We start from the raw sequence: 12,448 nt of genomic DNA, 5'->3' as shown, positions 1-12,448 counted from the left end.
CCGTCTCGGTTGGATTTTAGGGGCGGCGGCTGTGATTTAGGCGTCACAGATAACATTCTTCCCGGGGGATTCCTGTTTTTGCCGTTCGTTTCCGAACGACGGGTGTATAGAGGCGTCACACAGGAGAGATCTCCGACAGGAGTCCCATCCGCCGCCCCTTTTTTTCGGGGACGGGCCGACGGCCAATACGTCACTACATACTAAAGTTTCACCCGGCGGAAGGTTTCCGTCCCCGATTCTTCATTGATAACAGGCACACGAAAAAAGCGGCCCCTCACGGAGACCGCTTTTTATCGTTTTCGTTGTTTTGTTTACTCGCTGAGCGGGGAAACGCTTACGTACGATTTTCCTTCGCCCTTCTTGCAGAATTCTACCGTTCCGTCGACGAGAGCGAAGAGCGTGTGGTCCTTGCCCATGCCTACGTTTTCACCGGCGTTGTGCACCGTGCCGCGCTGGCGAACGATGATGTTGCCCGCCTTTGCGAACTGACCGCCGAACAGTTTGATGCCGAGTCGCTTGCTTTCCGACTCACGGCCGTTCTTCGAACTACCTACACCTTTCTTGTGTGCCATGTTGATTCAGTTTTTAAAGGTTATGCAACGATTTCCTCGACGAGAATCTGCGTCAGGTACTGGCGGTGTCCGTTGCACTTCTGGTAGCCCGTGCGACGTTTCTTTTTGAACACCAGAACCTTGTCATCCTTCAGATGCTTCAGGATCTTGCACTTCACTGCGGCGCCTTTCACTACAGGTGCGCCGACTTTAACCTGACCGTCGTTGTCTGTGAGCAGGACTTTGTCGAAACTTACGGACGAATTTTCTTCGCCCTGAAGACGGTGGACATAAAGTTTCCGACCTTTTTCAGCTTTAAATTGCTGACCTGCAATCTCTACTATAACGTACATTTAAGTCGATTATGTATTTGAACATAAATTCGGAGTGCAAATATACGCATATTTATCTTATAAACAACACATCCTGCAATTTTTTTTGCCCCGGTGCGCCTCTGGCACGGTTTTGGGCGCGGCAGACGCTGCCGGCAAAGCCGGCGGAAGGACATGCACCGAATATTGATTGTTTCCGACGAGGAGTTCCTGCGCGACGTGATCCGGCTTTCGCTCGCCGACATGCAGGCCGACGTGCGCTGTGCATCGGATGTTCCCGACATGCAGCGCATGGTCCGGCGCATGCTGTTCGACCTGGTCGTCGTCGTGGGGACTTCGGCTTTCTTCACGGGCTGCGACGTGGTGCGCACGCTGCGCCCCGCCGGTCTCGGACGGCCGCTGGTCTACGTCGTGGCGTGGCAGCAGGCCGAACAGACGGTGTTGAGCCTCTTGGAGTGCGGCGTCGACCAGTACATGACCTTTCCCGTGAGCCTTCAGCGATTGCGGACGAAGATCGCCAACGCCTTGAACCGACAGTTATGACCGAAACGCTTCTGATGCTCTATACGATGTTTGCGGCGGCCGGGACGTTCGCCCTGCTGTCGCTGCTCGGCGCGGTCGAACTCCGCGCCCGGAGGCAGCGCAGCCGCGACGCCGCTCTGCGCGCGAAATACCTGCGTATCGTGATGCTTTACCTGCTCGCGGGCGAAGGCCCCGCGCCGCGGTTTCCGATGATCCGCCGTGCCGGCGCCCGGCTGCTGCTCGTCGAGACCGTCGCCGGACTTGCCGGCGTCACCTACGGACTGGACGCCGCGCCCCTGCGGCGCATCGTCGCGGAGTACGGACTCGACGCCTGGCTGCTCCGCCGCACGGCCCGCTCCCGGGGCTACCGCCGGGCGCGCTGCCTGCTGCTGCTCTCTCGCCTGCCCGTCGGCGCAGCCGCGGCGGACTGCGCCGCGCGTTATGCCGCGAGCCGCAACCGCTACGTGCGTTTCCAGTCGCTGATGGTGCGGCTTGCGGCCGATCCCTCGACGGCCCTGCGGCTGATGGCCGAATACCCCGAACCCTTTTCGGCCTGCGAAGTGGGGGAGATCATGGCCGTCCTGCGGCGCGGGATGCTGCCGATCGCCTACGAACCCCTCATCGGGTCTCCGAGCCGCAACCTGCGGATCGTGGGGCTGAACATCGTGCGGCAGTTCGGCATCGAGGAGGCCGAGCGGCTTCTGCTGCGCATCGTGTCCGGGGACGAAGACCCGGAACTGGTGCGCGAAGCGCTCTATACGCTCTGCGCGCTGCGCCGTCCGCTGACGCGGCGGGCCGTTTCCGGGCGGCTGTCGGCCATGCCTCCCGCCGAGCGCAAGGCCCTGCTGCGCTATGTCGTCGCCGAGGGCTATTCCCCGGGACCGCTCCGGCGGCTGCTCGACGAGCGCGAGCGTCCCTATTACGAATCGCTCGTGCAAACCTATAAACGCAGCCTGGCATGAAGCCGATCCTTCTCCTGCTGTTCGCTGCGACGGCGGCATGCGTGGGCGCGCTGCTGCCGCTGATCTCCCGCGCCCGCAGCAAACGACTGCTGCTGAACGCCGTGCGCAGGGCTTCCAGCGACGCCCCCGACGGCATCGGCATCTCGGTCCTGTGCAGCGGCGTGACGGATGCGGCGCAGATTGAAAATCTCCTCTCCCCCGAATACTCGCGTTACGAGGTGATCGTGGTGCTCGACGCCCGCCGCCACGCCGCGGAATTCGCCGCGCTGACGGCGCGCTACCGCATGATCCGCGTCGAGTGGGTCTGTTCGGGCGAACTCGAAGTCTCGGGCGTCCGTGCGCTGGGGCGTTCGCGCAGGCGGTGTTTCCGGCGGCTGGTGCTCGTCGACCGGGCGCGGGATTCGGAGGCGGGCGATTTCGACGCCGCGGCGTCGGTGGCCACCTACGATTACCTGCTGCCCGTTCGCGCAGGATGTTTCCTGCTGCCCGGAAGCGTCGAGCGGCTCGTCGCCGAACTGGGCGAAGGCCGGCCGGGAAGCCTCGACCTCATACGCTCGCCCCTGGGCGAACCCGCCGCCTTGTTGAGCCGCGAGGCGGTGGTCGCGGCGGGCGGTTTCGGGATGCGCCCGCTGCGGGGGATTCCCCGCTGCCGGCGGAGGATGTTGTGGGAACCCCTGCTTGCCGCGCCGCGCTCCGGGGTCCGAATGCCGGGACGGCTGCGCGGACTGGCGGTGGCGTCGCTTGCCGCGGCTTTCGCCGCCGCGGCCGCGGCGGGGTGGTGGACCTCCGCCGCCGCGCTCGCGACCCTCGCGCTGGTATGGGCCGGCAGGGAGTGCGCCGCGCGGCTCGCGGGCGGAACGGCCTTTTCGGCCCCGGGAGGCCTCACGGCATGGAGACGCCTTTTCGGACACTATTAAGGCACTGAAAATTTTTCGTTATCATAAATTCTTGTTACCTTTACCATGGCAATAAAAATTACCGATCCCAAAATACGAGTTACGATGATTAACGACAAGGTGAGAATGTATCTGCTGCCGCCGCTTTTCAATGCGGCAGTCAGAGCCGGAGCCTCGATCATGCGCGTTTACAAGAATCTCGACGATTACGATATAAGTCTCAAAGACGACAAAACCCCGATCACGCTGGCCGACCGCGTCGCGCACAAGACCATCCGCGAGTACCTCGGTCCCACACGTATCCCGATCCTTTCGGAAGAGGGTCGGAAGATGCGCTACGAAGAGCGCCGCAACTGGGAGCTTTACTGGCTGGTCGATCCGCTGGACGGCACGGTCGAATTTATCAAAGGCAACAACGAATTTACGGTCAACATCGCCCTGATGGAGAATAACGTCTGCATGGGGGCGGTTATTTATGTTCCCTATTTCGAAAAGATGTACATTGCGGGCCGCGATTCGGGTTCGTACCTCAAGGAGCATATCGCGCCGGACGCCGCCGCGGAGTATACCTACGACGAGATCGTCCGCAATTGGACGCCGCTGCCGCTGGCCGGGGAGGGGCCTCACGACCATCCGCGCGTGGCCCTTTCGCGTTCGCACCAGACGCCCGAGACCCGTGAGCATGTCGCCCGCCTTCGCGAGCGGCACCCCGATCTGGAGATCGTCGAGCAGGGCAGTTCCTACAAATTCTGCCTGCTGGCCGAAGGCCGCGTCGACTACTACGTCCGCACGACGCACACCTACGAGTGGGACACGGCGGCGGGGGAGCTGATTCTCGCCGAGGCCGGCGGCAGCACCCGCACGCTTCCCGACGGCCGGGAGCTGCTCTACAACGAGGAGGACCTCCGCAATCCGTGGTTCGTCTGCCGGTCGAAGTTCTCGAAGATATAGGTGGTTTTGCGAGCCGGTTTTCGTTCTGCGCCGGTTGCGTTCGATCGTCGCCTCTGCCGCCTGCGGCGGTATTTGCAGCAGCGGTTGGCCGGGATCGGACCGGCGAATGCCTGTCTGCTTTTCGGGTCTCTCCTATGAATTCTTGCTGATGTGCTCGATGTCGCAGGCGCCGCAGTTGCCCGAGCAGCCCGCGACGCCCTGTCCGTCGGAGCAGTCGGCCCCGCCGTCCGCCTCGCGCGTCTCGTGCACGGCGCATTTGATGCCGAGTTTCTGCATGTTTTTATTGGTCGATATTTCCGAGTCGATGTTGTGCCCCTTGATCATCAGCGTGAGGGACATGCCCAGTACGAACAGCCCGACGGCGAGTATGGCGCAAAGCAGGAGGATTAACCACGTTGGCATAGGATTCCGTTTTTTTACTACCCGAAATTTGGGGTTTCGGGGACAAATGTATACATTTGTAAGATAAATTGCAAAAATGTTGCCCGGACCTTCCGGGCGACGTATTGTGCTGACTAAACAGACGCAACTATGAAAATCGTGATAGCGGGTGCCGGCGAGATGGGCAGTCACCTGGCCCGTATGCTCAGCGGCAACGGCCACGACATCACCATCATCGACAGCGACCAGAAGCTGCTCTCCGAGGTGGGCAGTCTGGCCGACGTGATCACCGTCGAGGGCGACTCGACGACCTTCGCCGTGCTGCGCGAGGCTTCGGTGCGCAAATGCGACCTGTTCATCGCCGTCAACCACGAGGAGAACGACAACGTCGTGGCGGCGATGCTGGCCAAGAAGCTCGGTGCGCGGAAATCCATCGCCCGCATCGACAACAACGAATACCTCGAACCCAACAACAAGGAGATGTTCATCGACATGGGCATCGACTACCTGTTCTACCCCGAGAAGGTCGCGGCCCGCGAGGTGATCAACCTGCTGGGACACACTTCGACCACGGAGTACGTCGATTTTTCGAGCGGCAAACTCTCGCTCGTGGTTTTCCGCCTCGAACCGGCCTCGCCGCTGGTGGGGGAGGTGCTTACGGGCTTCGACGACGACCAGGCCCCGTTGAGCTACCGCACGGTGGCCATCACGCGCGGCGGGCAGACGATCATTCCGCGCGAGGGCGAACAGTTCATGGAGGGCGACGTGATCTATGTCATCGCGCGTCAGGACGCCGTGCGGGAGGTGATGGAGTTTTCGGGCCAGTCGAACATCGAGATCAAGAACATGATGATCCTCGGCGGTTCGCGCATCGGCATCCGCATCGCCACCGAGTTGCAGGACGAGGTGAACATCAAACTGATCGACTACAACGCCGAGAAGGCCTACCGGCTGGCCGAGACGCTCGACAAGACGCTGATCATCAACGAGGACGGCCGCAACACCGAGGCGATGATGGAGGAGGGGCTTTCGAACATGGACGCCTTCGTTGCCGTGACGGGGCGCAGCGAGACCAACATCCTGGCGGCGATGCTCGCCAAGCGCATGGGGGTCAAGAAGGTGATCGCCGAGGTCGAGAATCTCAATTACATAAACCTCGCCGAGTCGATCGGCATCGACACGATCATCAACAAGAAGCTGGTGACTGCGTCGAACATTTTCCGCTTCACGATGTCGACCGACGTGCAGGCCATCAAATGCCTGACGGGGAGCGACGCCGAGGTGCTGGAGTTCATCGTGAAACCCAACTCCCCGGCCACGAAGGTGCGGATCAAGGACCTCGGGCTGCCGGAGGATACGATCATCGGCGGCATCGTCCGCGGCGACAAGGTTTTCATCGCCGTCGACAACATGGAAATAATCCCCTACGACCGCGTGGTGGTCTTCGCCATGCCCGGTTCGGTGGGGAAGGTCGGGTATTACTTTAATTAAGAATTCACAATTCAGAATTCACAATTCTGAATTGCAGCGCATCATGTCTTTTCGAAACATAATTCTCAAAGCCTGGTTCTCGCAGCGCGAGCGGGCCATCGACCGTTTTCGCCGCCGTCCTGTCGAGACGCAGGCGCGGATGTTCCGGCAGCTGCTGCGCCGGGGACGCTTCACGGAGTTCGGCGACCGCTACGACCTGCGGCATATCCGTTCGGTGGAGCGGTTCCAGTCGCAGGTGGAGACTTTCGACTACGAGACCTTCAAGCCCTATATCGAACGGATGATGGAGGGCGTGCGGAGCGTCACGGCTCCGGGTCGGGTGTCGCTGTTCGCCCGTTCGTCGGGCACGACCTCCGACAGGAGCAAATACATTCCCGTGACGATGGAGTCGCTGTGGTGGAACCATACGCTGGGCATGCGCGACGTGGCGACGGTCTTTTCGGCCAACAATCCGAAGACCCGCGTTTTCGAGGGCAAGACCCTGACGCTCGGCGGGTCGTGCAGCCGCGAGGGCCGCAACCTGGTCGGCGACCTCTCGGCGCTGCTGATCCACGAGACGACCTTCTGGAGCGGCTGGTTCCGGGCGCCGCGGACCGAGACGGCGATCATTCCCGATTTCGACGAGAAGTGCGCCGCCATCTGCCGCCAGTGCGTCGGCGAACCGATCACGGCCTTTGCGGGCGTCCCGTCATGGAACCTCGCGCTGATGCGCCGCGTGCTGGAGTATACGGGCCGGAAAAATCTGCTGGAGGTGTGGCCCGGGCTGGAGATGTTCGCCCACGGAGGCGTGGAGTTCGCGCCCTACCGGACGTCGTTCGAGGAGCTGATCCCTTCGGAGAAGATGAAATACATGGAGACCTACAACGCTTCGGAGGGATTCTTCGCCATGGCCGACGACCCGTCGCGCAGCGACATGCTGCTGATGCTGGATTACGGAACCTTCTTCGAGTTCCGCAGCGGGACGCAGATCGTGCCGCTCGAAGGCGTGGAGTGCGGCAAGGTCTACGCCGTGCTGATCACCTCGAACAACGGTCTGTGGCGTTACGAGATCGGCGACACGGTGGAATTCACCTCGACGAATCCCTACCGCATCCGCTTCGCGGGCCGCACGCGGCAGTATATCAACGTTTTCGGCGAGGAGCTGATCGTAGACAACGCCGAGCATGCGCTGCTGGCCGCCTGCCGGAAGACGGGGGCCGTCGTGAGCGAATACAGCGTCGCGCCGTGCTACATGTCGCTCCGCGAACGGGGCGCGCACGAGTGGATCGTGGAGTTCGAACGCGAGCCGGACAGCCTCGAACGTTTCGCCGAGGCGCTCGACGGGGAGTTGCGGGCCGTCAATTCGGACTACGACGCCAAGCGGCGGACCACGCTCGAACGCCAGCGCCTGACGGTCGTGGAGCGGGGGCGGTTCCTCGCGTGGATGCGCGCGCGGGGTAAAAACAAGGTTCCGCGGCTGGTGAACGACCGCCGCGTGGCCGACGAGATACTGGCTTTTCAGACCGAACAGGCCCTTTGAGGCTGTCTGTCCGCATTTTGGCCGCGCTGCGAGAAGCCCCACCCGAGGGCCGTTTAAGAAACGGCTTTTGGGAATGGAAGCGTGGAATTGAGTCCGGGTGCAGTGACTTTGCATCGCCCCTGAATCCCGGCTTTTAGCCGGGTGGAGTCAGGCTTGTAAAACGAGGCCGAAGGCGGCGGGATATGCGCTTCGGAGACCGGAAAACGAATGAGAAACGTAAAATAACACCTATACTGCCATGTACATAGCCATAGCCGGAAACATCGGGAGCGGCAAGACGACGCTTACCCAGATCCTTACGAAGCGCTACGACGCCAAGTGCTACCTCGAGGAGTGCGACAATCCCTATATCGGCGACTTCTACGAGGATATGAACCGCTGGGCGTTCAATCTTCAGATTTCGTTCCTCGGGAGCCGCATCCAGCAGACGATGGGCATGATCTCCGACTGCAAGTCGGGGGTGATCTTCCAGGACCGCACGATCTACGAGGATGCGCACATCTTCGCCGACAACCTGCATGAAATGGGGCTGATGGCCACGCGCGACATCGAGACCTACATGAAGATTTTCCGGCTGGTGACGACGCTCATTCCCAAACCCGACCTGCTGATCTACCTCAAGGCGAGCGTCCCGACGCTCATTTCGCAGATCCGCAAGCGCGGCCGCGAGTACGAGATGAACATCGACGAACTGTACCTCAAGCGGCTGAACAACAAATACAACCACTGGATCGACACCATTTACGAGGGCGAGGTGCTCGTCGTGGACAAGGATCACGAGGATTTCGTCTCGAACCCTGCGGTGCTGGAACGGATCTGCGCGCGCCTCGACGCGCTCAAAGCGAAGAAATAGCGCATGACGCTGCCTGCGAAATTCGTGGAGCGGGTCCTGCGCGACCTCGGCGGGACGGAGGGCGCGGCCCTCTGCGCGGCGCTCGACGCGGAGCCGCCGGTATCGGTGCGGCTGAACCCTGCCAAGACCGGGGCGGACACGCTTCCCGCCGGACCTGACGCCGGGCTTCCCGTTCCGGAGGCTGCGGGGCTTCCCGCCCTGGCGATCGCCGGGCGCGTGCCGTGGAGCCGTGACGGGCGTTACCTCGCCGTGCGTCCCTCCTTCACGCTCGATCCCGACTTCCATGCCGGGGCCTACTATGTCCAGGAGGCTTCGTCGCAGTTCGTGGGACACCTGCTCGCTGCGGTCCGCACCGAAGGGGCGCGCATCCTCGACCTGTGTGCAGCTCCGGGCGGCAAGACGACGCTCTACGCCTCGCTGGCCGGACCCGACGGGCTGGTCGTCGCCAACGAGATCGACCGCCGCCGCGCCTCGGTGCTGGCGGACAACGTGCGCAAGTGGGGCACGGGCAACGTGGCCGTCACGACCTGCGAGCCGCGTGCGCTGGGCGATTTCGAGGCGTGGTTCGACGTGGTGGCCGTCGATGCCCCCTGCTCGGGCGAGGGGATGTTCCGCAAGGACCCCGACGCCCGCGGCGAATGGAGCGAAGGCAACGTGAAACAGTGCGCCGCGCGGCAGGATGAAATCCTGCGCGAGGCGTGGCGGGCCTTGAAACCGGGCGGGACGCTCGTTTACAGCACCTGCACGTTCAACCGCGACGAGGACGAAGGCGCGCTGGAGCGGATGGCGGCGTGGGCCGGCGACGAGATCGCCGAGTCGGAAGAAACGGCTGTGGAAGATGCGTGGGGCATCGTTTGCGGGCGTGTCGGAGCGTTCCGCACGTTCCGGTTCTATCCCCACCGGACCTGCGGCGAAGGGTTCTTCGCCGCCGTGGCCCGCAAATCGTTCGACGCCGGGGGGCGCGTGCGTGCGCCGAAGGCGCGTCGCACGGTATTTGCGGCCGTGGACCGGAAGACCGCCGGCGAACTGGCCCGCTGGGTGCGGAATCCCGGCGGTATGCGCTTCGCAGCGGTGGCCGACACCTGCTATGCATGGTACGCCGCGCAGGCCGACGCCGTGCGGACGCTCTCCGAGGCGTTGCCCGTGATCTATTCGGGCGTGGCGCTGGGGCAGGTGTTCAAGGGAGTGCTGAAACCCGATCCCGCGCTGGCTTTTTTCGACGGGCTGAACCGCGGGGCGCTGCCTGCGGCGGAACTGGACGACGAAGAGACGCTGCGCTTCCTGCGCCGGCAGGACATCGCCGCCGGAGGGTTGGCCGAGGGGATGAACCTCGTCTGCTCGCGGGGGCGTGCGCTGGGATTCGCCAAACGGATCGGTGCACGGGTGAATAACCTGTATCCCAACTCATTGCGAATTATAAAACAATAGATATGGCCGATAAACTTTTTTATTCGATGGGCGAGGTGGCCGAGATGTTCGACGTCAACACGTCGTTGATCCGCCACTGGGAGTCGCAGTTCAGCATTCTCCGCCCCAAGCGCAACAAGAAAGGCAACCGCCTCTTCTCGCCGGAGGACGTCGAGAACCTCAAGATGATCTACCACCTGGTCAAGGAGCGCGGCATGACGCTCGAAGGGGCCAAGAAGGCGCTCCGGAAGGCGCCCTCCGAGAGCGGCGTGGACCGTGATGCCGAACTGATGGAGCGGTTGCAGCGTATCCGCGCCCTGCTGGTCGAGGTTCGCGAGGACCTGAAAGCCGGGGAGGGTGAGATCGTGACTGCTTCGGATGCCGACATGACCGATGCCGATGCCTCCGCTGCTGCCGCCGCTGATACCGCTGCCGCCGCCGAAACGCCCGTGCGCCGTCGCCGGGCCAAGGCCGTGGTGAAGATCGACGAACCGTCGGACGATGCCGCCGGGAAAGCCGCCGGGGATTCCTCGGCGCAGCCTGCCGTCAAACGCAACGTCCGCAGGCCCCGCCGCAAGAAGGAGGAGGCCGAAACCAAAGAGCTGTTCGCGTTTTACGAACAATCCTTATTTTGAGCATTGTCCGTAAAGACGTTCTCGATCCGCGCGGGGTATTGTTCAAGGATTCGCGGCTTTACCGGGCGTATTCACGGTGTGCCGCCGTCTTCGCAAGCCCCCGCCTCGGCGGGGCGTAATGCCGCGAAGCGACAGACCGGCTAAAGGTGCAGGCGGCGAAGAACTCCTGAATGCTGTATAATATAATTAACTCATATGATTATCAAACAAATAACCGACATTATCGAACGCTTTGCCCCACTTGAGTGGCAGGAATCGTATGACAATGCGGGACTTATCGTCGGCCGCCCCGACGACGAGGTGCACAAGGCCCTGCTGGCCGTGGATGTTACCGAAGAGGTGCTGGACGAGGCCGAAGCCGAAGGGTGCGATCTGGTGATCACACATCATCCGATCGTCTTCCGCGCGCTCAAGCGGTTCAACTCGGCCGATCCCGTCGAGCGGTGCGTCGAGCGGGCCATCCGCAGCCGGATTGCGCTCTACGCCTGCCACACCAACCTCGACAGCGCCCCCGGGGGCATGAGCTGGCGGCTGGCCGAAATGCTGGGCGTGGGGAACCTTCGGGTCCTCCAGCCTTCGGAGACCGGGGACGGCGCGGGGTTCGGCGTCGTGGGCGAACTGCCGGAAGCCATTGACACCGTGGAATTTATGCGGATCATCCAACGGCGGCTTGAGGTGAGCGTCATACGGTACAGTGACATAGCGACATCCGGGGTGCGCCGCGTGGCGGTCTGCACCGGGGCCGGGGCCTCGCTGATCGGCGAAGCGCGCCGTGCCGGGGCCGACATCTACATCACCGCCGACATGAAGTACAACGACTTCATGGCGCCCGACAAGGCCCTCACGGTGGCGGATATAGGTCATTTCGAAAGCGAATATTGCGCAATTCAATTAATATTTGATATTTTATCGAAAAATTTATGTACCTTTGCGGTTCGCAAGAGTGAACGCTCGCGCAATCCGGTAAACTATCTGGTTTAAGTCTAAACTATAAAGACAACATATGGCAACGCAAAAGAAGACGGCCGACGTCGATTATTCGATGCAGGAGAAGATCATGGCGCTCTATGAGCTGCAGAAGATCGACAGCAAGATCGACGAAATCAACAAGGTGAAAGGCGAACTGCCTCTCGAGGTTCAGGACCTCGAGGATGAGATGGCCGGGATGAAGACCCGCATCGAACACATCAACGCCGAGATCGAGGAGCTGAACACGCTGACCAAGCAGCGCAAGCGCGAGGTGGACCAGGCTAAAATCATGATCGGCAACTACAAGGAGCAGCAGAACAACGTGCGCAACAACCGCGAGTTCGACGCCATCACCAAGGAGATCGAGTATCAGGAGCTTGAAATCGAGCTGGCCGAGAAGCGCCTGAAGGAGTATTCCGCCGGCGTGAAGGCCAAGAAACTCCAGCTGGAGGAGGCCGAGAACCTCTCCGTAGAGCGCGCTGCCGACCTCGCGGCCAAGAAGGCCGAACTGGAGGGCATCGAGGCCGAGACGGCTCCGCTGGTGGCGGAATACGCCGCACAGGGCGAGCGTGTCAAGGAGAAGATCGACGAGCGTCTGCTGGCGGCTTACGACCGTATCCGCCGCAACGTCCGCAACGGACTGGCGGTGGTGACCGTCAAGCGCGACGCCTGCGGAGGCTGCTTCAACCGCATCCCGCCCCAGCGTCAGGTAGACATCCGCCAGGGCAAGAAGATCATCATCTGCGAATACTGCGGCCGCATCCTCGTCGCCGATCCCGACGAAACGCAGGAATAGAGACGATACGAACAGCGAAAAGGCTTCCGGAAAACCGGGAGCCTTTTTTGTTTTTAAATATTTTTGTAAATGCGGGAATGTTAATTTGACTTATTAGTCAAAACGGGTGCTGAAACGCCTCAAAAACAGGAAAACGCCACGCTATAGGTCAAAACGGGTGCCGATAGCGTGGCATTCTATTTG

Annotated in this window: 14 protein-coding genes; 11 read left to right on the top strand and 3 right to left on the bottom strand. The window is 61.7% G+C overall.

Annotated elements, in window-relative coordinates:
* Positions 1-311: 311 nt before the first annotated feature.
* A complete protein-coding gene (gene rpmA, locus BHV64_RS08025) occupies positions 312-572 on the bottom strand; it encodes a 50S ribosomal protein L27 (protein WP_015546708.1) in 261 nt (86 codons plus the stop codon).
* Between the two features lie 20 nt (positions 573-592).
* Entirely contained in the window at positions 593-904 is a 312-nt protein-coding gene (rplU, locus tag BHV64_RS08020) for a 50S ribosomal protein L21 (protein WP_015546709.1), read from the bottom strand.
* A gap of 153 nt (positions 905-1,057) precedes the next feature.
* Between rplU and BHV64_RS08015 the strand changes: the two genes are divergently transcribed.
* The 4 genes from BHV64_RS08015 to BHV64_RS08000 all read left to right on the top strand — a co-directional run bounded on the left by BHV64_RS08015 (position 1,058) and on the right by BHV64_RS08000 (position 4,214).
* Positions 1,058-1,426 carry a response regulator gene (locus BHV64_RS08015; RefSeq protein ID WP_022062195.1) on the top strand — a complete coding sequence of 123 codons (369 nt, stop codon included), beginning with the start codon at positions 1,058-1,060 and terminating at the stop codon, positions 1,424-1,426.
* Positions 1,423-2,367: a hypothetical protein gene (locus BHV64_RS08010; RefSeq protein WP_195285543.1), complete on the top strand. Its 945-nt coding sequence runs from the start codon at positions 1,423-1,425 to the stop codon at positions 2,365-2,367. The genes BHV64_RS08015 and BHV64_RS08010 overlap by 4 nt, the downstream gene beginning before the upstream one ends.
* Positions 2,364-3,284: a hypothetical protein gene (locus tag BHV64_RS08005; RefSeq protein WP_229094681.1), complete on the top strand. Its 921-nt coding sequence runs from the start codon at positions 2,364-2,366 to the stop codon at positions 3,282-3,284. Before BHV64_RS08010 ends, BHV64_RS08005 begins: the two co-directional genes overlap by 4 nt.
* Positions 3,285-3,368: 84 nt before the next feature.
* On the top strand, positions 3,369-4,214 hold the full coding sequence (locus tag BHV64_RS08000) for a 3'(2'),5'-bisphosphate nucleotidase CysQ family protein (protein ID WP_015546710.1): 846 nt from the start codon (positions 3,369-3,371) through the stop codon (positions 4,212-4,214).
* Positions 4,215-4,346: 132 nt separating this feature from the next.
* Here BHV64_RS08000 and BHV64_RS07995 read toward each other — a convergent pair whose 3' ends face one another.
* Positions 4,347-4,616 carry a hypothetical protein gene (locus BHV64_RS07995; RefSeq protein ID WP_022062413.1) on the bottom strand — a complete coding sequence of 90 codons (270 nt, stop codon included), beginning with the start codon at positions 4,614-4,616 and terminating at the stop codon, positions 4,347-4,349.
* Between the two features lie 129 nt (positions 4,617-4,745).
* Here BHV64_RS07995 and trkA point away from each other — a divergent pair, with 129 nt between their 5' ends.
* The 7 genes from trkA (at position 4,746) to BHV64_RS07960 (ending at position 12,265) form a co-directional block, all read left to right on the top strand.
* Positions 4,746-6,086 carry a Trk system potassium transporter TrkA gene (trkA, locus tag BHV64_RS07990; protein WP_015546712.1) on the top strand — a complete coding sequence of 447 codons (1,341 nt, stop codon included), beginning with the start codon at positions 4,746-4,748 and terminating at the stop codon, positions 6,084-6,086.
* Between the two features lie 43 nt (positions 6,087-6,129).
* Positions 6,130-7,605, top strand: a complete 1,476-nt coding sequence (locus tag BHV64_RS07985; protein WP_195579792.1) for a GH3 auxin-responsive promoter family protein — start codon at positions 6,130-6,132, stop codon at positions 7,603-7,605.
* Between the two features lie 238 nt (positions 7,606-7,843).
* The gene (locus BHV64_RS07980; protein ID WP_015546714.1) at positions 7,844-8,458 is read left to right on the top strand and encodes a deoxynucleoside kinase; all 615 of its coding nucleotides are present in this window, start codon (positions 7,844-7,846) and stop codon (positions 8,456-8,458) included.
* 3 nt (positions 8,459-8,461) lie between these two features.
* On the top strand, positions 8,462-9,886 hold the full coding sequence (locus tag BHV64_RS07975) for a methyltransferase RsmF C-terminal domain-like protein (protein WP_168949696.1): 1,425 nt from the start codon (positions 8,462-8,464) through the stop codon (positions 9,884-9,886).
* Between the two features lie 2 nt (positions 9,887-9,888).
* A complete protein-coding gene (locus BHV64_RS07970; protein WP_015546715.1) occupies positions 9,889-10,500 on the top strand; it encodes a MerR family transcriptional regulator in 612 nt (203 codons plus the stop codon).
* 195 nt (positions 10,501-10,695) lie between these two features.
* Positions 10,696-11,481 (top strand): Nif3-like dinuclear metal center hexameric protein, encoded by a 786-nt coding sequence (locus BHV64_RS07965; protein ID WP_015546716.1) that lies wholly within the window; start codon positions 10,696-10,698, stop codon positions 11,479-11,481.
* 22 nt (positions 11,482-11,503) lie between these two features.
* The gene (locus tag BHV64_RS07960) at positions 11,504-12,265 is read left to right on the top strand and encodes a zinc ribbon domain-containing protein (RefSeq protein WP_015546717.1); all 762 of its coding nucleotides are present in this window, start codon (positions 11,504-11,506) and stop codon (positions 12,263-12,265) included.
* Positions 12,266-12,448: the final 183 nt, after the last annotated feature.

The organism is Alistipes sp. 56_sp_Nov_56_25 (assembly GCF_001915285.1).
Lineage (GTDB): Bacteria > Bacteroidota > Bacteroidia > Bacteroidales > Rikenellaceae > Alistipes > Alistipes shahii.
Note: the sequence above shows the minus strand (reverse complement) of the source record. Positions and strands in the feature narration are given on the sequence as shown.